This is a genomic window from Marinomonas sargassi, assembly GCF_025716875.1.
GTDB classification, from domain to species: Bacteria; Pseudomonadota; Gammaproteobacteria; order Pseudomonadales; family Marinomonadaceae; genus Marinomonas; species Marinomonas sargassi.
On record NZ_JAOVZB010000001.1, the window covers coordinates 585,564 to 607,948 of the forward strand.

Genomic DNA, 22,385 nt, shown 5'->3' on the forward strand with positions numbered 1-22,385 from the left:
GACAAGAGTTAAAGAACGTAAAGTTAACCAAGGTCAACTCGTACCTTGGTTAACAATGAGTTAGCAATAAAGCAATGTTCGTGGGATAAGTGATGGAGCTCTTCTAATAGCTCACGACCCGGTTCCTCTCCAACAAAAGTCACTTCTGGCTTTAACACGACCTCAGTCATCATCATTTTACCGCTCTCACCTACTGCTAAGGTGCCGATTGCTCGATCAATGTAATGATCTACTACCAGCTTTTTTCGAGAGGCGAAATCAAGGAAAAACAGCATATGACAGCTTGAGACGGAAGCTACAAAGGCTTCTTCAGGGTCGACGTTTTCAGCTATGGACAAGGGAATAGGCACAATATGGGGAGAGGAAGAAGCAGGCACGACAACGCCACCTTCAAATTGCCATTCATGGGCGCGGCTGTATTTCTTATCAATAAAGTTTTGTGAACCCCTTTCCCAAACTACCCTAGCAAAATATTCCGACATACCAACTCCCTCTTAATGCAGCAATAAAGCAGATTCTATTCAGGCTGATTAAGGCCTAATTCCTTCTGCAACTTTTTCGTAAGTCCTAACGACACTAAACGATAAGACTCTTCTATGTAGTATTTAAGTGCATCATCACGTTGAGGGGAATCATCGTATTGTTGAATCCACTTCAAGCCACGAGACGCCATGTAGGGTGCTGGCTTATAACCTTCTTCCCCACTTAAAATTTGAAAGTTAAGTTCTGAGGCTTTAAAGGTAAAAGCACCTCGGCCTTCTTCCCCCCAACCTCCAATAGCAAACACTTTACCGCCCACTTTCCAGACATGCGCACCGCCCCATTGAACAACGCTGCTTGTCGCTGTCATGGCACCACAAAACTGATTGAACTCTTCATAGGTCATGTTTTCCCTCCAACACCTTCGCCCTATCTCGCTACTAAAGCTAACGGGCTTCTTTCACGCCCACCATGAGTAAAACACACTGCAGATGAACTTGCATTATGATTAAAATCGCATCATTATACTGTATATATATACAGTATAATTTATCAAAAAGGCCATGCAATGTCTCAACATAGTAGTCTAAAAATCATTCAGCAAAATGCCTTTAACTCCCCTATCAAGGGCCGTGGTACAGGTAATAATATAGCTGGACGATTTGCTATTACTGAGGTCGAGCTGGATGAAAGCGATGAACTGATTGCCGAGTTAGAAACTTCCTCGATAGAAACCCAAGTACGCTACGAAAGAGCGAAGAGTATTATTTCCCGAAATAACTCCCCTGATGTACCTTTTAGACAATCCATTAATCCATACAAGGGATGTGAGCACGGCTGCATTTATTGCTTTGCTCGCCCTACCCACGCCTATTTGGACTTATCTCCCGGTTTAGACTTTGAAACTAAACTGGTGGCAAAAACCAATGCGCCTTTTTTATTTGAAGAGGAACTTGCCCACCCTAGCTATCGTTGTGAGCCCATTGCTTTAGGTATCAATACGGATGCTTACCAGCCAATAGAAAAGCAATTAGGTATCACCAGACAATTGCTTGAAATCGCTCTCGCCCATCACCAACCCATATCCTTAATTACCAAGAGTACGCTGATTTTAAGAGACTTAGATTTACTTGCAGCTATGGCTGAAAAGAAGCTGGTGCACGTGGCAATAAGTGTCACCACGCTAGACAATGATTTAAAGCGTTTATTAGAACCAAGAACAGCATCGGGGAAAACTCGTCTCAAAATCATCAAGGCACTACGCGATGCCAATATTCCCGTCACGGTTTTAGTGGCACCTGTTATCCCTTTTATCAATGATCATGAACTTGAAGCCATTGTGGCGGAATCGGCAAAGGTCGGAACACAGTCCATTCATTACATCATGCTACGCCTGCCCCACGAAGTCGCACCTTTGTTTAAAGATTGGCTGGAGCAACATTACCCAGACCGAGCCGACCATGTATTGCAACGCATCATGGATATGCGGGGAGGAAAACTGTATGACAGTCGATTTGGCAAACGCATGACAGGAGAAGGTATTTTTGCAGACGTGATTAACCAACGCTTTCATTTGGCACGAAGAAAGTACGGATTAGATAACCACAGATTAAGTTCACTTAATTGTAGAAACTTCTCTGTTCCCACTAAAAAAGGGGATCAAATCCCCTTATTTTAAGATTTTTCCTAGAACCTAAATATTACTCAACAACGAAAGGGATAACCGGGCAGTTCACCACAATATCCGTACGCTCAATGGTAACTAACCCCTGATCTTCGGCAATGAAAATAGCCTCTTCTGACTTAAGATCATAGGCTTGTGATGGATCTTTCCAAACCACAGCATACATGATCCACAATGGAGAATAAGCACGGTTTTCACTCAAGTATCCTAAAGGCTCTGGCGCCGAAGGAAAAACGGTTCGATCTTGCTCTTTATTTGGAAAAGCATACACCCTTTCCAACGCTGTTTTTACGTGCGGTGGTTTGGGGTAACGAGGAATGGCATCTTTTAATCTAGGGGCATAGTTGGCGTTCATCGCTTTTGCCATCTCACGATCAGACACATCCGTCGTAACATACAAAACGTCTTTACCTTCATACCATGCTTTTAAAACAGGAAAGCTTACTTGCTGATTTTTTGGAGCACTTGTGCAAGCACCGAGCAAAAGCGCTAACGTAATAAAGCAGATCCCTTTAAAAAACATACTAACCTCTATTCTTTTTCTTTTATGGAATATAACTTATACAAAAGCGGTGAGTAATAGCAAACAAGCATTCACTTCCCAATACAAATTTCATTGACTCTCTAATGGATTCAAGTTGAGCCATTATTTTCTTAAGACAATAGGTGAGCTTAATAATTCCAATCAACTTTATATAGTGACTGATTGAAGTATCTATACGTGACATTAAAATTCAAGATAGAAGACGCACTAATCGTTCAAACGAAATGCCACCACCTCTTCCGCTCTCATTGACTTAGCGTAGTACCAGCCTTGGTGGATGTAAAAGCCTAACTCCTGCATTTTTACAGCATCTTCTTCCGTTTCAACACCTTCGGCAATACAAATAATACCTAGCTCTTTAATCAACAAAAATACGGATTTCAAAATAGCGGTATTTTTATCCTTATCTTCAATAAAAATTTTATCCGTTTTTATCATGTCAAAACTGAATTCAGACAAATAAGACAAGCCTGAATATTCCACCCCAAAGTCATCGATAGCAAACCGAACACCATTGGTTTTGAGAATATTCATATGCGCCTTAATGCTTTTCTTCATGGACATTAGGTTCTCGTCTTCCGTGACTTCTAAAATGATTCTCGATCTAAAGCGCTTATCTAACTTAAGTAAGCTTTTAACAAATACTTTACTTTCAAGGTGACGGCTAGAGATATTAATTTGAAAGCTATTTTCCTTAATAAAGCTATCATCGAAATTATTTTCAATTTGTTCTATCTGGATAATAGTGTGCTCTATGCTTAAGTCTAAATCTTTTATTTTATCGACACTGTCTTTTGCATTAATCCGGTCTCGGCTTCTTAAAAAAACCTCAATAGAAAAAACTTCTTGTTTTCTAACATCAATAACTGGTTGATATTCATTGTAATAATGATGATTTTTGATTTTCCTACGCAGAATGGTTCTATCTATTGCTCTCACCCATTTCGGTATAATTAGGAAATATAAAACGATAAATAATAGAATTGAGAGGGGGATGAAAAACACACTCGGAGACGAACTATAGTCCCTTGGGCTTACGATATAGTGAATATTCCTAACGTGATCCGATTGAGCAAAAGTATCCAGCATCACTTTGCGACTATTGGTGATGCTAAAACCCAAGTCATTAAGCAGAATATCATCAAGGCTGTCGCGTTTTATAACGACATTATATTCAAAGTCGCCCTCTGATTTTTTAATCACATAGATAGGCATTTGTAACGAATTAATAGTGTGCGGGCCTGTCATCAAAAAGCCGTCATGGGGTTTCGGCGCACGAACTAATACTCGTTCATCTTCTCCCCAAGAGTTACAGACTATCTCCCCAACCTTGCCTTTCTTTTCCACCACACCAAACTCAATTGCGCCGGTAATGTTGAATAACTCTTTGCGCATATGAATGATGAAATCACGGTGACAAACACCTTCGTAAGTTTCGGATACATCAGATAAGTAGGAGGTAACAGAGTCTAAGTAGGTTTCCACTCGTTCAACATACAATTCTTGCTTTCTCTCATACTCTATTTCTGCTGCTTTCTGGCTCAAATCACGTTCAACGGTATAGAGTGAAACAACAACAATTAAGGTAGAAAAAACATTAAGAAGAATGGTTAGCAATGTCTTGAATAACGGAGACATAAATGACCTTACAGCGCTGACTAGCAATACACTATGTAATTGCAGTTTTTAGTAACTTTTACATTTATATCAAGATACGAAAAAAAAATATATTTTTTACTCCATATATTTAATATATAAAAAAAATTAATCTCCCCACCAGCTTATATAGACAAGTATCGCCTCTTAGTCTGTAAATCATTAATAAGAATCATATTTATTTTCACAGCCCAACTAGACAATTTCCTCCCTTTGTCTAATTACCCAGCCAGCAAATTTAAACTGTCATTTTTTCGACTTTTTTTTGACTTATCTAGATAACTAAATTGTCACAATTCCTTTCTAAGATCGCTCATCAAAGTTACTTCGATATGAACGGCTGAGAGAGTAATCACAATGAGCATCATTGAAATTGATAAAGTTACTAAGCACTTTTCCAAAGAGATTCATGCGTTAAAAGATATCAGTTTAACCATCGAGAAAGGTGAAATGGTTGCGCTCATTGGATCATCTGGATCAGGTAAATCTACTCTAATGAGACATGTATCGGGCTTAACCTTAGCGGATAAAAACAGTCAGTCTGCTATCAAGGTTCTCAGCAACTCGATTCAGCAAGGTGGTAAGTTAGATCGCAATATCCGCACCTCTCGCGCGCAGATCGGTAACGTTTTTCAGCAATTTAATCTCGTTAATCGTTTAAGTGTACTAACCAATGTGATGATAGGCGCACTTTCTCGCACCCCCAGCTATCGCAGCTTATTAGGCCACTTCACAACGGAAGAAAAACACTTGGCTTTAGAAGCACTAGAACGGGTCGGCTTAAAAAATGTGGTATTAAAAAGAGCATCTGAATTATCTGGCGGCCAGCAGCAACGTGTTGCCATTGCTCGCGCTCTCATGCAGAAAGCCGAAGTCATCCTTGCTGATGAACCTATTGCCTCACTAGATCCAGAATCCTCCCGCCTTGTTATGCAAACTCTCAAAGACATTAATGAAAAAGACGGTATTACCGTTGTTGTCACCTTGCATCAAGTCGATTACGCACAAAAGTATTGCCGCCGCGCAGTTGCCCTGAAAGACGGAGCCATTTTTTACGATGGTCAAATTCAGCACCTAAACGACGATCTACTTGCCTCTCTTTATGGTGCTCAACATACACCAGAAGAAACGTCTACAGAGCTAGACATGAAAGATTTAAATGGAATCTTACTCGCAGAAAATGGACGCATAAACCCTAAAGAAAACCATTCACTATTAAATTAATTACTGGAGTTGTGTTATGAAACTGAAAAGGTTATTTGCAAAGGCAGCCTCTGTAGCGACATTAGCTACTTTCCTGTCTGTGCCATTTACAGCACAAGCAGAAGAAGTTAAGTCATTAAACTTTGGCATTATCTCTACTGAGTCTTCTCAAAATTTAAAAACAGTATGGATGCCTTTCTTGAATGACATGTCTGAAAAACTAGGCATGGAAGTCAAACCTTTCTTCGCTTCTGATTATGCAGGTGTTATTCAAGCAATGCGCTTTGATAAAGTTGACCTTGCTTGGTTAGGCAACAAATCAGCACTAGAAGCCGTAGATCGTTCTGGCGGTCAAATCTTCGCTCAAACCGTTGATGTAACAGGCAACCCTGGTTACTGGAGTCTGTTGTTGGTCAACAAAGACAACGACAAAATCAACTCTCTTGATGACATGTTCAAATACAGCAAAGAGCTGACTTTTGGTAACGGTGATCCAAACTCTACATCGGGCTTCCTAGTACCTAGCTACTATGTATTTGCACAAAACAACGCGGATCCTAAAAAAATCTTTAAGCGTATGACTAACGCAGGTCACGAAAGCAACTTCCTTGCTGTTGCAACAGGCCAAGTGGATGTAGCAACAAACAACACTGAAAACGTGTCTCGCATCAAGGTCACTCACCCAGATAAATTCGATAAAGTAAAAGTCATTTGGAAGTCTCCACTTATCCCATCTGACCCTATCGTTTGGCGTAAAAACTTGCCTGAAAGTGCAAAAGGCAAAATTTATGACTTCATGATGAATTACGGTAAATCAAACGATGCATCTGAGTTAGCTACCCTAGAAGCACTTCAGTGGGCTCCTTTCAAAGCGTCTAACGATGATCAGCTACTACCGATTCGTCAGCTTGCTCTTTTCAAAGAGCGTCTAACGCTAATCAACTCAAACATGTCTGCAAAAGACAAAGCGACAAAAGTTCAAGCACTGGATGACCAGTTAGCAGAACTAGGCCGCCGCATGGATGCTATTGCCGCAGCAAAAGCGAATTAATCTAAATTTTTAAAGCTTTTGTTAAATGCACATGGATGTGTTGCGGATAGAGAGGCAAGCCTTATTGGTTAAGTCTCTCTATCCACTCTTTACAACCACCCAATGCCATTGAGATATAAGATGAACGACATCACTGCAAACGAGCTTGTTAACAAGCCTTTTAATTGGGTCTCTGCCATTAGCTGGGCGGTACTTTTCATGTTACTCAGCTGGGGTTGGAGCGCTGCAGAAATGAACCCACTGGTCTTGATCAAAGACAGTGACAACATGCTCGAATTTGCTCAGGATTTCTTCCCGCCAGATTTTCGAGACATTTCCTACTATCTAGATGAAATGGTCATCACCCTACACATTGCCCTTTGGGGAACCGTTCTCGCCATTATTTTTGCTGTACCTTTTGGCCTAATGAGTTCTGAGAACATGGCACCTGTTTGGGTTTACCAACCTGTTCGCCGCGTGATGGATGCCGCTCGTGCGATTAACGAAATGGTATTTGCCATGCTGTTTGTTGTGGCGGTTGGACTTGGTCCATTTGCTGGCGTGATGGCGCTGTTTATTCATACCACAGGCGTATTAGCCAAACTGTTTTCTGAAGCCGTAGAAGCCATTGACCCTCGCCCTGCAGAAGCCGTTCGAGCCACAGGCGCTAATAAGTTAGAAGAAATTCTCTATGGCGTGATTCCACAAGTTTTGCCTCTATGGATTTCATACTCCCTATATCGTTTTGAATCGAATGTACGCTCAGCGACCGTTGTCGGCATGGTCGGTGCCGGTGGTATTGGTGTCATTCTTTGGGAAAGCATGCGTGGTTTTAACTTCCAACAAACCTGTGCCGTGATGATCGTCATCATAATTTGTGTCGTCATTATTGACCTTATTTCGGTGAAACTAAGACGCTTATTTATCTAATTTTTTTGCTCTTAAATTTGTATAGACAAGAAGAGAAAAGAAAAATGGCCATTTATTTAGACATTGCCCTACAGCTTAAAAACGAGATTCATCGGGACTATGAATCTGGCGACCTATTACCGCCAGAACAGAAGCTCGCACAGCGCTTTGCTGTGAATCGTCATACGGTCAGACGTGCTATTGATGAGTTGGTTCAAGATGGTTTAATCAAACGCTTCCAAGGACTAGGCAACCAAGTCACGCAGCCAGCCATTGATTACGCCTTAGATAACCAATCCTGCTTTACCTATAACCTATCTAAAGCTGGTATGACGCTGGATACACAGGTACTTGGTTGCACTGAAAAACGTCTTCCAAAGGATCTTACTCAGCGTTTGCAAGTGGACGAAAATCTACAATCAGTGCAAATAAAGACCTGCCGCTCGATTAACCAACAGCCGACCACGCTAATCAAGCACCACCTGTTTGGTGTGTCCCTCAATGTCATGCGTGGTTATCAGTCAGGTTCTTTGCACAAGTACCTGCAAACCCATTACCAGTACCAAGCTAAGCGAGGTAAAACTCGACTTAAAGCACGTATGCCAACTTTGGATGAATGCCAGCAGCTCAACATTGGCCGTGGCGTCCCCGTCATGGAGATTCATTCTAACTATTACCTAGTCGAAAGCGGTGAGCTAATGGAGTACTCCATCAGCATTAGCCGCAGCGACACTTTTGAATACAGCGTGGAGCCTTAAACCATGACTCAGGATCAAACACTCAGACAGCATTGGATCTCAGTAATGGCCAAGTCAAATGCCGAACTTTTCTTAGATCTGTCTAGCGAATATATAGCGGGCCAAGACTTTGAAACCATACGAGCACCCGAAGTGGGCTTAACACAGGTACGTGGTCGCATGGGGGGCACAGGCTCCCAATTTAATGTTGGCGATATGACCATCACCCGCTGCGTCGTCCAATCCACAAAAGGGCACTATGGCTACAGCTATATCAAAGGCAGAAATAAAGACCATGCCTATCGAGCAGCACAATTAGACGCGCTTCTTCAAGATGACGAGCATCAGTCTGCCACTCTCGCTTCGCTCATTCAGCCATTAGAGGCCACCTTAGCAGAAAATGCTGCGGCCAAGGCGAATGAAGTAGCACAAACCAAAGTCGACTTTTTCACGCTCGTACGAGGGGAAGATTAACCATGACAACACCACTCGTAAAAGGCTTCCACAGCCCAACACAAGATAGCCAAGTGGTTTTCCGACAAATACTCAAAGCCATGAGTGAACCCGGAACCATAGTGGAACTGCATTCAGCTGAGGCAATAGAAAACCTTTACCCTAGCAGCTTTGCAACTTGCCTAAGTTTAATGGATCAACAGACACCCCTATGGCTATCACCCCATTTCGATAGCCAAAAGATCAAGCATAACTTGCATTTCCACTCGGGTGTCACGCTCACAGATCAGATAACAGACGCCTCTTTCGCGCTACTAAAGAGCGACGAATTAGAGTCACTAAATGACGTGGCCGCGAGCTTCACAAGCGACAATGAAAAAGGCTTTTCTCAGGGTTCTAGTGAGTACCCAGAGACCGGCTGCACAGTGTTAGTTCAAGTGAAGAAGATCCACAGCCAACAGGCTGATGCGACAAAATTGAAATTAACAGGGCCGGGAATTGAATCAGAAAAACAGGTTTCACTCAGTACTCTACCTGCCAACTTCCTAAGTTATCTGACGAATAACTCTGGCGTACATCACAGCGCCTTCCCGTTGGGTCTGGATTTCATTTTCCTCGATCAACATCAAGTCTTCTGTTTGCCAAGAACCACTCTTGTGGAGGTCATCTAATGTATGTCGCGGTAAAAGGCGGAGAAAGCGCCATTCAAAATGCTCATAAGTTGCTCGATAAAACGCGTCGTGGCGACCTAACCTTCCCTGAGTTATCGGTTGCTCAGGTTCAGAAACAATTGCCTCTGGCGGTTTCTCGTGTCATGACAGAAGGCTCTGTATATGACCCAGAATTAGCTGCCTTAGCCATTAAGCAGTCGGCAGGGGATTTAGTCGAAGCCATCTTCCTGTTGCGTGCCTACCGTACGACATTGAGCCGCTTTTACAGCAGCGAGCCAATCGATACTACGACAATGCAGGTTGCTCGACGCATTTCAGCTACGTTTAAAGATCTTCCCGGTGGTCAGCTGCTCGGGCCAACTTTTGATTACACCCATAGACTGCTCGATTTCACCCTACTTGCAGACGGTCGTACGCCAGAAGAGTTAGCCAATATCACCTCTCAAGATAACTCTGAGAGCGAATCCGAAAGCATACCTAGAGTACTAGAAATGCTGGAAAAAGAAGCCCTCATGGTCGCGGAAGAAGACGAGCAAAAAACGCCCGCGGATATTACCCAAGACCCACCTTCTTACCCTTGTAACCGCAGTGCTCGCTTGCAAGCCTTAGCCAGAGGAGATGAAGGTTTCTTATTGGCTCTAGGGTATTCCACCCAACGTGGTTATGGCCGTAATCATCCATTTGCTGGGGAGATTCGCACAGGGGATGTCACTGTCTCTCTATTGCCTGAGGAGCTTGGCTTCAGCATTGATATTGGCACCATAGAAGTCACCGAATGTGAAATGATCAATGGCTTTAGCAAGCTAGAAGACGGCGATATCAAATTCACCCGTGGTTATGGTCTCGCGTTCGGCATGAACGAACGTAAAACACTCTCCATGGCCTTGATTGATCGTGCCCTTCAAGCCGAAAAATACGGTGAGGAACGAGTTTCACCTGCCCAGCAAGAAGAGTTCATTTTATCCCACTGCGACAACGTAGAAGCGGCCGGGTTTGTTTCCCATCTTAAGCTGCCCCATTACGTTGATTTTCAGTCTGAGCTAGAGCTTTTACGCCGCCTACGAGCAGAAAGAACCACACCCGACGCGGCATCAGGAGATCAATCATGAACCAGAATACAGCGACTCTTGAACCCATCAAAGACGGCTACAACTTCGCTTACCTTGATGAACAAACAAAGCGCATGATACGCCGCGCCCTATTAAAAGCCGTGGCCATTCCCGGCTACCAAGTCCCATTTGGTGGGCGTGAAATGCCTATGCCATATGGCTGGGGCACAGGTGGTGTGCAGCTAACCGCCGCAGTCATTGGCGAAAGTGACACCTTAAAAGTCATCGACCAAGGGGCAGATGACACCACCAACGCGGTGAGTATTCGCTCTTTCTTCAAGCAGCTAACAGGGGTGAAAACGACGGAAAGCACTTCGGCAGCCAGCATTATTCAGACTCGCCACCGCATTCCAGAAACGCCTCTGCAGGCGGATCAAATTTTGGTCTATCAGGTGCCTATTCCTGAGCCTTTGCGCTTTATCGAACCAAGTGAAGTCGAAACGCGAAAAATGCACGCTTTAAAAGATTACGGTGTGATGCACGTCAAACTCTATGAGGACATCGCTCACTTTGGCTACATAGCGACGACTTATGCCTACCCGGTGCGAGTCAATGACAGGTTCATTATGGACCCGTCTCCGATTCCAAAATTTGATAACCCTAAAATGCATCAAATGCGGGCTTTGCAACTCTTTGGGGCTGGTCGAGAGAAGCGTATCTACGCGGTTCCTCCCTACACCAATGTCTCCAGTTTGGACTTTGAGGATCACCCTTTTGAAATCCAAGCATGGGAAGAAAGCTGTGCCATCTGTGGCTCCAAAGACAGCTTCTTAGATGAAGTCATTATTGATGACCAAGGCACCCGAAATTTCCTTTGTTCAGACACAGACTATTGTCAGCAACAAGTTGCTAAGCAAGCAGAAAAAGAAGAACAAGCCGCAGAAGGAGAGCAAGATGACAACTAGCCAACCGCTTTTACAAGTTAATCAGCTAACCAAGCTCTATGCGCCGGGCAAAGGCTGCGAAGACATCTCCTTTGACCTCTATCCGGGGGAAGTATTGGGCATTGTCGGGGAATCAGGTTCAGGTAAATCCACCTTATTAACCAGCTTATCGGCGCGTTTGGCTCCGAACTCTGGTGATGTGCTCTATCTCAACCGAGAAAACAACTGGCTCAACCTTTATGAACTTTCGGAAACCGATCGCCGCTATTTATTGAGAACTGAGTGGGGAGTTGTCCACCAGCATGCTCGTGATGGCCTACGTATGGGTGTCTCGGCTGGTGCCAACATAGGTGAAAGACTAATGGCTGTTGGTGAACGTCATTACGGGAAAATCCGTTCCAAAGGTTTGCAGTGGATGGAAGATGTGGAACTGGATGTCAGTCGTATTGATGACAAGCCTTCTACCTACTCAGGCGGCATGCAGCAAAGGCTGCAAATAGCCCGCAATCTAGTGACACATCCAAGGGTTGTTTTTATGGATGAGCCCACTGGCGGCCTAGATGTATCCGTACAAGCTCGTTTGTTGGACTTACTGCGCACCTTGGTGACGGAAATGAACCTCGCTGTGATTATCGTCACCCACGACCTTGCAGTGGCCCGCTTACTGGCACAGCGACTCATCGTTATGCGCCACGGGAAAATCGTCGAAACAGGCTTAACCGACCAAGTACTGGATGACCCACAACACGAATACACCCAATTATTGGTGTCTTCTGTGTTAACGCCATAGCTCGCATATTAGGTGAACTTACAACCACAAGGTATTGAAAGATGACAAGCATGATTCATATCGAAGGCCTGAGTAAAACCTTCACTTTACACAATCAAGGGGGTATACAACTCCCTATTTTGGATAACATCCATCTAGAAGTTTTTGCAGGCAAATGCACGGTATTATTTGGCGAGAGTGGCTCGGGAAAAAGTACCTTACTGCGCTCTTTGTACGCTAACTACTTACCCAGCTCTGGTGCCATTCATGTTCGTCACAATGGCGAGATGATTGACCTTGCCTGTGCTACTAGCCACCAGCTGTTAGAAGTTCGTCGCCAAACCATTGGCTATGTGAGCCAGTTTTTGCGCGTCATTCCTCGGGTTTCCACTTTAGATGTGGTGAAACAACCTTTGAGAGATAGAGGCATTGAAAATGACGAAGCAGAATCTAAGGCAGTCGAATTATTAACAAGGCTGAATATTCCTGAACGTTTATGGTCGCTTGCGCCCAGTACCTTCTCTGGTGGTGAGCAGCAAAGGGTCAATATTGCCCGAGGCTTCATTCAAGATTATCCCATTCTATTGTTGGATGAACCAACGGCCTCTTTGGATCAGAAAAACACCCAAATTGTCATTGAGCTGATACAAGAAACCCTCGCCAAAAACACCGCAGTTGTCGGTATTTTTCACGATGCAGATGTCAGAGAAGCCTTAGCCGATCATGTCTTCGATGTGAGCGCCAACCATCTTCAACCTAAGGTAAAAATCGCCTAGTTAAATCCTTTATAGCGGAGCAAAGTATTATGATTTTAACCAACGCACAAATCGTTCTCGCAGACGAAGTCATTAAAGGAACTCTAGTCATCAAGGATGGTGTCATTGACTCAATTGACCACGGCAATGTCTCTGTTAGCAGTGCTATCGACTGCAATAATGGCTACGTCACGGCAGGCATGGTGGAGCTGCACACCGACAATATGGAAAAGCACTTCACACCAAGACCCGGTGTTAGATGGCCTGCCATGCAAGCTTTCAAAGTACACGACGCACAAATGGCCAGCGCTGGCATTACCTCTGTATTTGATGCGATCTCCATTGGTGATGTGATCGAAGGTAGTGAAAGGCTTAACAACTTAACCCGCATGGTCGGCGCACTGAATGAGTCCCGTGAACGTGGCCTCACTCGTGCGGATCACTTCCTGCATTTCCGCTGCGAAGTGAGCCACCAAGATACCTTAGAAAACTTCAATAAGTTAATGAAGCAAACCCCTGTTCAGCTAGTGTCTGTGATGGATCATTCCCCCGGCCAACGCCAGTTCGCCAAAATGGACAAATACCGTGAATACTATCAAGGCAAATACAAGCTTTCTGATGCCGAGATGGAAGCCTTTATTACTCGCCAAGTGGATGCCAGTGCAAAATACAGCTCCCCCTTTAGAAAAAGTATTTGTGAAACCTGCCATGAGCTGAACATTCCACTGGCCAGCCATGATGATGCCACCCTTGCTCACGTGGAAGAGTCCCATGACTTTAATATGGTCATCGCTGAGTTCCCAACGACGGCAGAAGCTGCTCATGCTGCCCATAAGAAAGGCATGAGTGTATTAATGGGCGCTCCTAACGTGGTTCGCGGTGGTTCCCACTCGGGCAATATCGCCGCCCACGAATTGGCCTCAGCCGGTGTACTCGATGTGTTATCCAGTGACTATTACCCAGCCAGCCTTTTGGAATCGGCATTTATGGTCGCGCATCTTGAGTCAAACGACTACGATATTCCCAAAGCCATGCGACTGGTCAGCCTTAACCCTGCCAAAGCTGTGGGCTTAAACGACAGAGGCGAGATCGCCATCGGCAAGAAGGCTGATCTTATTTGGAGTACCCTCGAAGAGGATCATGTTCATATTGAGCAAGTATGGAAAAGTGGTCAGCGTGCTTTTTAAGCGCTGACCGTAAAGCTTCAGCACGCAACTTCTACTTCTAATACGCAAAGGAACAAGATGGGAAAGATTATTTATCTAATTGGCGCATCAGGCAGCGGTAAGGACGCCATTTTATCTTGGCTGCGCCAAACGGATTCATCCAAGCTCAATTTGATGATCGCCCATCGTTATATTTGTCGAGATTGGCAGTCAGGAAATGAAAACCATATTGAACTCAGTCAAAGTGAGTTTTTACGCCGACAAGCATTAGGCGGCTTTGCCTTATCTTGGCAAGCAAACGGGCTGTATTACGGCATAGGTCGCGAACTCGACTTCTGGTTAGAACAAGAGCAAGTCGTCGTGGTTAATGGCTCCCGAGAGTACCTTGCTACTGCCCTGTCTCTGTATGGCGATGCTTTAAAGCCCTTGCTGATTCAAGTGGACCCTGATGTATTAAGACAAAGGTTAATCGCAAGAGGCAGAGAGTCTTTAGCAGACATTGAGGCTCGCCTAAAGCGTAATCAAACACAGAATCAGGCGGCTTTGCTGGATAAATGTCATGTTATCCACAACAACACTTCAATCGAAGAGGCTGGTCAGCAGTTTATTAGCTTGGTGCACTCTTTAGTCGATATGGAATCTTAAGCTATGCTGGACATTAATATTCTTGGCTCAGGTAACGCAGGGCAGGTGCCTGTTTGGGGATGCCACTGTGTGGCTTGTGAGCGCGCTAGGCTAGACACCTCTTTCCAACGTGGCCCTTGCAGTCTTGAAATTCGTACCGAGTTGGGGGTGACTCTGATTGATGCAGGGGTGACCAATCTCGCTGAGCGCTATGACTTCGACGATATTCAACGCATTATACTCACGCATTTTCACATGGATCATGTGCAGGGGTTATTTCACTTACGTTGGTCTGAGCGACCAGAGAAAATTCCTGTGTTTCGACCTGACGATGAGAAAGGTGCCGATGACCTATACAAGCACCCCGGCGTACTGGATTTTCAGCCCCCCTTTGTGCCCTTTCAAACCATGGAATTCAAAGACTTTAGCATTACCCCTTTGCCACTATTGCATTCTAAAATCACACTCGGCTACCTTATTGAAAGACAGGGTATTTGTGTGGCTTACCTGACAGACACGGTAGGGCTACCAGACTCAACCCAGCGCTTTCTATCCAACAAAACATTGGATTACCTAATACTGGATTGCTCTGAACCTCCAACACCGTCTGCACCCCGCAACCACAATGACATCAACCTTGCTCTTTGGACATACAACACCCTAGAACCTAAACAGATGATTCTGACTCATATAAGTCACCGTCTAGATTGCTGGCTAATGGAACATGCCGACACTTTGCCAAGCAATATGCACATCGCAAAAGACGGCATGCATATTGTGTCGATATAGCCACTTTCCATGCTAGCCACTGCCTATCTTAAAGACTGGCTATTCTAAGAAGCTTCTGCGTTCGCTTTAAAAAATTCTTGGCTCAAACTCGCTGCTCGGTGGGAACCAAATAAAGGGTGTGGTACGGGAGCAACAGCTAAAACGATATCCACAGAAGGAATGGCAGGTAAGTCGGCATTTTGGACCATCTCTAATCCATAGGACACACTAGATCGAGCCATTGCACTGATACCCTGACCTTTACGTAACAAGCTCTTTATCGCTGTGGCACTGGAGCTGCTACACATGATTCGATAATCTCGTTCCTGTTTCTCTAAGCCATCAATGGCTGCACTATGGAACTTACAGTCTGGCTCATAAAGCACTAAAGGCAGAGGCGTTTTACTTTCCAAATTTGCTACATTAGCCCCTTTCACCCAGACACCCGTATCGTGCTTCAGAAGATAACCTTCTTCTGCATCGGGTGCTCGGGTCAGAATTGCCAATTGGATTTCCCCTTTATCTAGCATCAAACGTAACTGTGTGCTGCATTCACAGACAATTCGTAAACTTTGCTCTGGCAAGGCATCCCGTAATAAATCGACGACGGAAGGCAGAATAGACTCGGCATAATCATCTGGGCAGCCGATCACTAAAGGCGGATGCTGTCGGTGTGAAGAGAAGTGCCCTATGGCCTCATCATGCAAAGAGACTAAACGTCTGGCATAGCTCACTAGCTGCTGACCTTGTACAGACAAACCTAAATTCCGGCCTTCTTTTACAAATAGAGCGTGACCCGCTTCTTCTTCTAAACGCTTCATCTGCATACTAATGGCACTTTGGGTGCGAAAAGTTTGTTTAGCGGCTCGAGTAAAACTGCCCGTATCCACAAAAGCAATGAAGCTGCGTAATGCATCAATATCCATAAAAAGTCATCTATCAGTATTTTGAATGGGAAACATCAAAACTATTCGTTAGTCGTTTTAAAAACAAGCTGTAAAAATAGATTTATTCATTAAGGAGGTAAGCAATGAAACTCATCATAGGTAATAAAAACTATTCTTCATGGTCGCTACGACCTTGGCTCGCATTAAAAGCATTTGGCGTTTCCTTTGAGGAGGTCAAGCTAGGCCTCTTCACAGACAACTTCTACTCTGAATTAGCGAAACATTCGACTGTGGGAAAGGTGCCAGTATTAGTCGATGGGGACACGAATGTCTGGGATTCATTAGCCATTTGTGAGTATTTAAATGAAGCCTATTTAAATCACCAAGGCTGGCCAAAAGACCAACAGCAAAGGGCACAGGCTCGTGCTTTTGTAGCGGAAATGCACTCAGGCTTATTTGCAGTACGAGGCGAAATGCCAATGAACTGCCGAGCTAAAAAGAAAATTACCCTGTCAGAAAATGCCGAAAAGGAAGTTCTGTGGATAGACAACACTTGGACAGCATTAAGAAAACAGCATGACAGCCAAGGGGACTTTTTATTTGGTCCGTTCAGTTTGATTGATGCGTTTTTTGCCCCTGTGGTATTTCGTTTCAATACTTATGGCATCTCGGTCTCCAGTGAGTCACAAGCTTATATACAAGCTATATTGGCTCATCCTGCCATGCAAGAGTGGCTACAAGCTTCCATTGAAGAAGAAGCCACTATTGAGGTCGCTGAAGTAGGCGAAAGTATTTCCTAGCTTTAGCCTATAGCCATAAAGATCTTCTACTCCGTCTTTATGGCTATATTATCCATCGACTCAACTTCCTTAACCATTCTGTTGAATTTTCACTCTTTCCTGCCTTTCACCTAAAACCGAATTATATTTCATAAAATATAGAAATTTTGTTTTTACTCTATAAAAAAGGCCAAAATTCATCACTAATTCGGCCTAGTATCTGCTAAATTAATAATAGAAACAAAAATACAAAACAGGGCCTAATAAATATATTTTTACTTATAAATCATATATTTATATTTTATAAACCACACTACACAAATAACCAAAAGGCCCAATTGAATTAAATTCGAAATTATTAACCAAAAGGTGTCTACATTATGATCATTCGCCGCGCTTATAAAAAAGATTTAGATGCTTTGGTAGAACTGTCGGCTTCTATCTCTTCAGGCATGACATCCATGCCTGCTGATCGACAATCGTGGCAGAAAAAGCTTGATCTCGTCGATGCCAGTTATCAGGACACTTGTCTTGAACATAATGAGCACATTTACTTTTTGATTCTCGAAGACCCAGAAACCGGTAAAATTGTCGGCAGTTGTGGCGTTCATACTGGGATAGGCAGTAATAAACCTTTCTATAACTACCGTTTGTCTAAGTTAGTTAACTCTTCTGAAACTCTCGATATTACCGTTGTAAGTAACTGTTTGAATTTAGCTAACGATTTCACTGGTGCTACTGAATTAGTTTCACTTTATTTAAAACCTGAATATCGACGAGACAAGCTAGGCCAAGCCTTGTCCCGATCACGCTTTATGCTGATGCACAACTTTTCTGAACGCTTTGGCGACACTGTATTCGCTGAATTACGCGGCTGGTTAGACGAACAAGACCGCTCGCCATTCTGGGAGAGCGTTGGCAGAAAGTTTTTCAAGATTCCTTTTGATAAGGCGGATTTTATCAGTGGGGTAAATGGCCATCAGTTCATTTCTGATTTAATGCCTAAACTCCCCATTTATCTCGAACTTTTACCCGATGAAGCAAGGGAAGTGATTGGTAAACCCCACGACCATACTCGACCCGCTATGTCACTGTTAGAAAAAGAAGGCTTCTCATGGCAAAACTCGGTCGATATTTTTGATGCAGGTCCTGTAGTTCAATGCCAAAAAGATCAGATCAAATCGATTCAGCAGATAAAAGAGGCTCTTCTAGAATCGACATTCCAACAGTTCCCTGAAGAAGGTGCCATTGCACAATACTGCATGGTCAGTAACGGCAGTTTAGAGAATTTTAGAGTAGTGCCCACACAGGTACATACTTCATCTAAAGGCGTTCAAATTTCTACTCAAGCAGCAGAACTTCTACAAGTGAAAGCTGGTAGCCCCCTATATATTTTGGAGATAGTATGACTTTCGAAGTGAATTTTGATGGACTCATTGGCCCAACTCATAATCATGGGGGGCTTTCCTTTGGTAACGTGGCATCCAATAAACACGCCGCACTGACCTCTTCTCCTAAAAAAGCCGCCTTACAGGGCTTAGAGAAAATGAAGGCCCTAGCTGATATGGGGATGAAACAAGCCGTTTTACCGCCCCATGAGCGCCCTTATATTCCTACCCTACGGGAATTAGGCTTCCAAGGCGAGACAGACAGCGATGTCTTAAAAGAAGTGGTTGCTTCAGCACCATACTTACTAAAACAAGTGTCTTCTGCATCCAACATGTGGGTAGCGAATGCAGCGACTGTATCGCCATTTAGTGATACACAAAATGGCAAGACTCATTTCACGCCAGCCAATTTGAGCAGTATGTTTCATCGCTCTATTGAAGCCAAAACAACCAGTAATATTCTAAAAGCCATCTTCCAAGGGGACGACTATAGTCACCATGAGCCTCTTCCAGCTGGTGAGTATTTTTCAGACGAAGGTGCCGCAAACCATACGCGCTTCTGCCAAGAATATGGACAGGAAGGGGTCGAGTTTTTTGTGTATGGCGCTAGCCGCTTTAACCCAAACACACCAAAACCTGCGGTATTTCCAGCTCGTCAAACATTAGAAGCCAGTCAAGCAATTGCGAGGAAGCACGGTTTGTCTAGCAACAAGACCGTTTTTGCTCAGCAAAATCCTATCGTAATTGATGCGGGTGTATTCCATAATGATGTTATTGCCGTAGGTACTCGTGACCTACTGTTTTATCACGAACTGGCTTTCTTAGATTCTGAGCAAGTAATCTCTCAGTTAGAAGAAAGTATGGATGGCCACTTCCAAAGCATTAAAGTCGCCGATAGCGAAGTACCTCTAAAAGATGCCGTTAGCTCATATTTATTTAACTCTCAGCTACTCACTGTACCAGAGCAAACTGGCTACACTCTGATTGTGCCGGGCGAATGCATGAAAGTTGAGAGTGTTAAAACGTATTTAGATTCCTTGCCTGAGCGCCACCAGCAAATCAATCAAGTACACTATTTCAACTTAGAACAGAGCATGCGTAACGGTGGCGGCCCCGCATGCTTACGTTTGCGCGTGGTGATGAGCCAGCAACAGATTGAACAAACCAAGGCAAATGTATTTTTAACAGACTCTCTTTATCAAGAATTAAAAGATTGGGTCAACCGCCACTATAGAGATGAACTTACACCCGATGATTTATATGACCCTGCATTACTAGCAGAGTCCAGAGCAGCATTAGACGAACTAACGCAGATTCTAAATATCGGGCCTATTTATGACTTTCAAAAAAATTAACTATAAAGGGTCTTAAAATGAAAAAGCTCGACCACATCGATTATAAAATTTTAGACATACTGCAAAAGGATGGCAGGCTTACCAATCAAGAACTGGCGCGTCAGGTAGACTTGGCGCCAAGCTCTTGCTTATTGCGTCTTCGACATCTCGAAGAAGAAGGCATCATCAGCAATTATCACGCACGAGTGGATTTACATAAGGTCTGCCGATTTGTGACCTGTATTGCTGGCGTACATTTGAAAAACCATACCCATCAAGAGTTTTTGGCTTTTAAAGAAGCGGTGGCCTCTATTCCAGAGATAGTTGAGTACTATACGGTCAGTGGTGAATGCGACTTCATCCTAAAAATTGTCTGCCGTGATATGCCTGCTTACCTAGCTATTAATGATCAACTCATTAGTAATCCTAACTATTTAGCGACCATCAATAGTTATGTGGTTATGGAAGAAAATAAGCCTTTTACTAACGTGGATTTAGACACTTTAAATTAGAAATTTATGGAAGGTTACACTCTTGTTTAAACAATCCTTTTTATTCGACACATTGGACCTAACAACTGAAATGCCAACCGCTGCAACAAAAGCAGTCGCAGGTGGCCAGTTAAAACTAATCAGACGTGGTGTGTTGGAAGTAACACCAAGCGAAGTAAACGAAGCGACAAAATCCATCGTTATTTCTGCTGGAGTGCATGGCAATGAGACAACACCATTAGAATTAGTCGATGCCATTGTTAATGACATTCTGGCAGGGACATTTGAAATAAAAGAGCGCTGCTTATTTATCTTGGCGTACCCAAAAGCCATTAATAATAAAACCCGATTTCTTGATGAAAACCTTAATCGCCTGTTTTATAAAGAGGTTGCAGGAGAGAGTGTAGAAGTGGACATAGCGAAAGAGCTGATGGCTGACGTGAGCGCTTTTTTTGCTCCTACCCCAGAATCACAACGCTGGCATTTAGACTTGCATTGCGCCATTCGTAAATCTGAACATTTTACCTTTGCAGTATCACCCCACACCCTTACAAAAACACGCTCAAGAGAATTATTTTCTTTTATTGATAAAGCACAACTTGACGCAGTTCTATTGTCCCAAGGCAAAACCAATACTTTCAGTTGTTTCAGCGCTAACACCCATAATGCTCAAGCACTTACCGTTGAGCTAGGGCAAGTGTCTCCTTTAGGAGAAAATGATTTATCATTGGTGGATGGATTTAACTTGGCATTAAGAGCATTACTATGTGGCCAGCTAGACACTATCGAAGCGACGTCTAAAAGTATTATTTATGGTGTTTGCCAAACCCTCACCAGAACTCAGGAAGACTTCGACTTCACTTTTGATGCGAAAGTGAAAAACTTCACCCGCTTTTATAAAGGGGATGAACTAGGCCATGATGGTGAAACAACTCTGACGGTGAAACAAGAATACGAAGCTGTCGTTTTCCCTAATAAAGATGTGGCTCTTGGCAGCCGTGCAGCCCTCATGGTGACCGAAGTAAATGCCTGTTTTAATGATGATTATCTAGAATTTAGTTTGCCTAACAGCTAGTACATACACTCAATAAATACAGCCCCAACCCATGATACGGTTGGGGCTTAAGATTTGAGATAACTATTTAAAGACAATAACTTAAAGGCAATAACCACCATCTACTTCTATCACTGCATTACGTAACGCACTGGATGCATCGTCTAGCAGGTACAAGATAGCGCCCGTATGGTCATCAGAAACTAATTCTCGACCAACAGGTGTTGTCTGTAAACTATCAAACAGCGCCTGCTCTTGTTCTTTCGTCATACCAGCTTTGGCTTGAATTTCTGTTGCAGTGATACCGGGGCGAATAGAGTTCACACGAATACCCAAATCCGCCAGTTCCAGATTCAAAGTACGAACCATACCTTCAAAAGCGGCCTTAGTTGCAGAATAAACCGCTCCTCCAACAAAGCCTTTATGAACGGCTATCGAAGAGGTGAAAACGACACTGGCAGGTTTCGCCAAGCAAGGCAGTAGCGCCTGTAAAGTGAAAAATGGCCCCTTGGTATTAATCGCAAAAGACTGATCAAACTGCTCTGGCGTTTCCTCTACAAAGGAGCTGGGGTAAAAAACGCCCGCATTCAGTACTAAACCATCTAACGTGACCTTGTCCTTCTTGAGTTTTTCTCCTAAATCAAACTGTGCCGACAAATCGGCACTGTCTGCCAAATAAGCCTTCACCCCAAGCTCAGCCGACACAGCATCGAGTTTGTCTTGCGTTCTACCAGTAATAATCACAGTGTGACCCAAGGCTACCGCTTGTTTTGCTGCTTCATAGCCTATGCCTGAAGTAGCACCCGTTATTAAAAAAGTCTTAGTTTTCATTCTCTCATCTCCCAAGATAATGGGGCCTGATTGCCCTATTTGGAAGAAAGCTTAATAGCCTCAACTGATTCTAATAAGACACCAATTAACTAACTTAAAATTTCTTTTATAGAAACAATAGAGCGACCTTTTTTGCGCTATGCTTGCAGAAACACCTTAGACTTACTTTATTGGTAACC

General features: G+C 43.7%; 25 protein-coding genes. 19 read left to right on the top strand and 6 right to left on the bottom strand.

All coding sequences use genetic code 11. The features are described 5' to 3' along the window. Positions 1-23: 23 nt before the first annotated feature. Positions 24-482 (bottom strand): OsmC family protein, encoded by a 459-nt coding sequence (locus OFY17_RS02830; RefSeq protein ID WP_263529183.1) that lies wholly within the window; start codon positions 480-482, stop codon positions 24-26. Between the two features lie 35 nt (positions 483-517). Beyond that, positions 518-886 carry an MmcQ/YjbR family DNA-binding protein gene (locus OFY17_RS02835; RefSeq protein WP_263529184.1) on the bottom strand — a complete coding sequence of 123 codons (369 nt, stop codon included), beginning with the start codon at positions 884-886 and terminating at the stop codon, positions 518-520. Positions 887-1,048: 162 nt separating this feature from the next. On the opposite strand from OFY17_RS02835, the gene OFY17_RS02840 reads away from it, so the two are divergent. Continuing rightward, positions 1,049-2,158, top strand: a complete 1,110-nt coding sequence (locus tag OFY17_RS02840; protein WP_263529185.1) for a PA0069 family radical SAM protein — start codon at positions 1,049-1,051, stop codon at positions 2,156-2,158. Between the two features lie 22 nt (positions 2,159-2,180). Here the strand turns inward: OFY17_RS02840 and OFY17_RS02845 are convergent, their stop codons facing one another. Beyond that, positions 2,181-2,687, bottom strand: a complete 507-nt coding sequence (locus tag OFY17_RS02845; protein WP_263529186.1) for a DUF7482 domain-containing protein — start codon at positions 2,685-2,687, stop codon at positions 2,181-2,183. A 228-nt stretch (positions 2,688-2,915) separates the two neighbouring features. Further along, positions 2,916-4,346, bottom strand: a complete 1,431-nt coding sequence (locus OFY17_RS02850) for an EAL domain-containing protein (protein WP_263529187.1) — start codon at positions 4,344-4,346, stop codon at positions 2,916-2,918. Positions 4,347-4,721: 375 nt separating this feature from the next. On the opposite strand from OFY17_RS02850, the gene phnC reads away from it, so the two are divergent. The 13 genes from phnC (at position 4,722) to phnP (ending at position 15,463) form a co-directional block, all read left to right on the top strand. Further along, positions 4,722-5,588, top strand: coding sequence for a phosphonate ABC transporter ATP-binding protein (gene phnC / locus OFY17_RS02855; RefSeq protein ID WP_263529188.1), 867 nt, complete (start codon positions 4,722-4,724; stop codon positions 5,586-5,588). 16 nt (positions 5,589-5,604) lie between these two features. Then, the gene (phnD, locus tag OFY17_RS02860; protein ID WP_263529189.1) at positions 5,605-6,618 is read left to right on the top strand and encodes a phosphonate ABC transporter substrate-binding protein; all 1,014 of its coding nucleotides are present in this window, start codon (positions 5,605-5,607) and stop codon (positions 6,616-6,618) included. A 120-nt stretch (positions 6,619-6,738) separates the two neighbouring features. After that, positions 6,739-7,527 (top strand): phosphonate ABC transporter, permease protein PhnE, encoded by a 789-nt coding sequence (gene phnE, locus OFY17_RS02865; RefSeq protein WP_263529190.1) that lies wholly within the window; start codon positions 6,739-6,741, stop codon positions 7,525-7,527. A gap of 44 nt (positions 7,528-7,571) precedes the next feature. Beyond that, on the top strand, positions 7,572-8,264 hold the full coding sequence (locus OFY17_RS02870; RefSeq protein ID WP_263529191.1) for a GntR family transcriptional regulator: 693 nt from the start codon (positions 7,572-7,574) through the stop codon (positions 8,262-8,264). 3 nt (positions 8,265-8,267) lie between these two features. Beyond that, positions 8,268-8,717, top strand: a complete 450-nt coding sequence (gene phnG, locus OFY17_RS02875) for a phosphonate C-P lyase system protein PhnG (RefSeq protein ID WP_263529192.1) — start codon at positions 8,268-8,270, stop codon at positions 8,715-8,717. A gap of 2 nt (positions 8,718-8,719) precedes the next feature. Further along, entirely contained in the window at positions 8,720-9,367 is a 648-nt protein-coding gene (phnH, locus tag OFY17_RS02880; protein ID WP_263529193.1) for a phosphonate C-P lyase system protein PhnH, read from the top strand. Beyond that, complete coding sequence (locus tag OFY17_RS02885) at positions 9,367-10,476, top strand: carbon-phosphorus lyase complex subunit PhnI (RefSeq protein ID WP_263529194.1); 1,110 nt, start codon at positions 9,367-9,369, stop codon at positions 10,474-10,476. The genes phnH and OFY17_RS02885 overlap by 1 nt, the downstream gene beginning before the upstream one ends. Next, a complete protein-coding gene (locus OFY17_RS02890; RefSeq protein WP_263529195.1) occupies positions 10,473-11,381 on the top strand; it encodes an alpha-D-ribose 1-methylphosphonate 5-phosphate C-P-lyase PhnJ in 909 nt (302 codons plus the stop codon). Before OFY17_RS02885 ends, OFY17_RS02890 begins: the two co-directional genes overlap by 4 nt. Then, positions 11,371-12,150 (top strand): phosphonate C-P lyase system protein PhnK, encoded by a 780-nt coding sequence (phnK, locus tag OFY17_RS02895; RefSeq protein ID WP_263529196.1) that lies wholly within the window; start codon positions 11,371-11,373, stop codon positions 12,148-12,150. Before OFY17_RS02890 ends, phnK begins: the two co-directional genes overlap by 11 nt. Before the next feature lie 41 nt (positions 12,151-12,191). After that, on the top strand, positions 12,192-12,905 hold the full coding sequence (gene phnL, locus OFY17_RS02900; RefSeq protein WP_263529197.1) for a phosphonate C-P lyase system protein PhnL: 714 nt from the start codon (positions 12,192-12,194) through the stop codon (positions 12,903-12,905). A 29-nt stretch (positions 12,906-12,934) separates the two neighbouring features. Beyond that, positions 12,935-14,071, top strand: a complete 1,137-nt coding sequence (phnM, locus tag OFY17_RS02905; RefSeq protein ID WP_263529198.1) for an alpha-D-ribose 1-methylphosphonate 5-triphosphate diphosphatase — start codon at positions 12,935-12,937, stop codon at positions 14,069-14,071. Positions 14,072-14,128: 57 nt separating this feature from the next. Next, complete coding sequence (phnN, locus tag OFY17_RS02910) at positions 14,129-14,695, top strand: ribose 1,5-bisphosphokinase (RefSeq protein ID WP_263529199.1); 567 nt, start codon at positions 14,129-14,131, stop codon at positions 14,693-14,695. Between the two features lie 3 nt (positions 14,696-14,698). Continuing rightward, on the top strand, positions 14,699-15,463 hold the full coding sequence (phnP, locus tag OFY17_RS02915; RefSeq protein WP_263529200.1) for a phosphonate metabolism protein PhnP: 765 nt from the start codon (positions 14,699-14,701) through the stop codon (positions 15,461-15,463). A 44-nt stretch (positions 15,464-15,507) separates the two neighbouring features. On the opposite strand, the gene OFY17_RS02920 is transcribed toward phnP, so the two are convergent. Continuing rightward, complete coding sequence (locus OFY17_RS02920) at positions 15,508-16,368, bottom strand: LysR family transcriptional regulator (protein ID WP_263529201.1); 861 nt, start codon at positions 16,366-16,368, stop codon at positions 15,508-15,510. Between the two features lie 104 nt (positions 16,369-16,472). Between OFY17_RS02920 and OFY17_RS02925 the strand changes: the two genes are divergently transcribed. The 5 genes from OFY17_RS02925 to OFY17_RS02945 all read left to right on the top strand — a co-directional run bounded on the left by OFY17_RS02925 (position 16,473) and on the right by OFY17_RS02945 (position 21,396). Continuing rightward, positions 16,473-17,129, top strand: a complete 657-nt coding sequence (locus OFY17_RS02925; RefSeq protein WP_263529202.1) for a glutathione S-transferase family protein — start codon at positions 16,473-16,475, stop codon at positions 17,127-17,129. A gap of 359 nt (positions 17,130-17,488) precedes the next feature. Further along, positions 17,489-18,517 carry an arginine N-succinyltransferase gene (locus OFY17_RS02930; protein ID WP_263529203.1) on the top strand — a complete coding sequence of 343 codons (1,029 nt, stop codon included), beginning with the start codon at positions 17,489-17,491 and terminating at the stop codon, positions 18,515-18,517. Continuing rightward, positions 18,514-19,851 (top strand): N-succinylarginine dihydrolase, encoded by a 1,338-nt coding sequence (gene astB, locus OFY17_RS02935; RefSeq protein ID WP_263529204.1) that lies wholly within the window; start codon positions 18,514-18,516, stop codon positions 19,849-19,851. The genes OFY17_RS02930 and astB overlap by 4 nt, the downstream gene beginning before the upstream one ends. Before the next feature lie 17 nt (positions 19,852-19,868). After that, the gene (locus tag OFY17_RS02940; RefSeq protein ID WP_263529205.1) at positions 19,869-20,342 is read left to right on the top strand and encodes an Lrp/AsnC family transcriptional regulator; all 474 of its coding nucleotides are present in this window, start codon (positions 19,869-19,871) and stop codon (positions 20,340-20,342) included. A gap of 22 nt (positions 20,343-20,364) precedes the next feature. After that, positions 20,365-21,396 (top strand): succinylglutamate desuccinylase, encoded by a 1,032-nt coding sequence (locus OFY17_RS02945; protein ID WP_263529206.1) that lies wholly within the window; start codon positions 20,365-20,367, stop codon positions 21,394-21,396. An 81-nt stretch (positions 21,397-21,477) separates the two neighbouring features. Here OFY17_RS02945 and OFY17_RS02950 read toward each other — a convergent pair whose 3' ends face one another. Continuing rightward, entirely contained in the window at positions 21,478-22,206 is a 729-nt protein-coding gene (locus tag OFY17_RS02950) for an SDR family oxidoreductase (protein WP_263529207.1), read from the bottom strand. Positions 22,207-22,385: the final 179 nt, after the last annotated feature.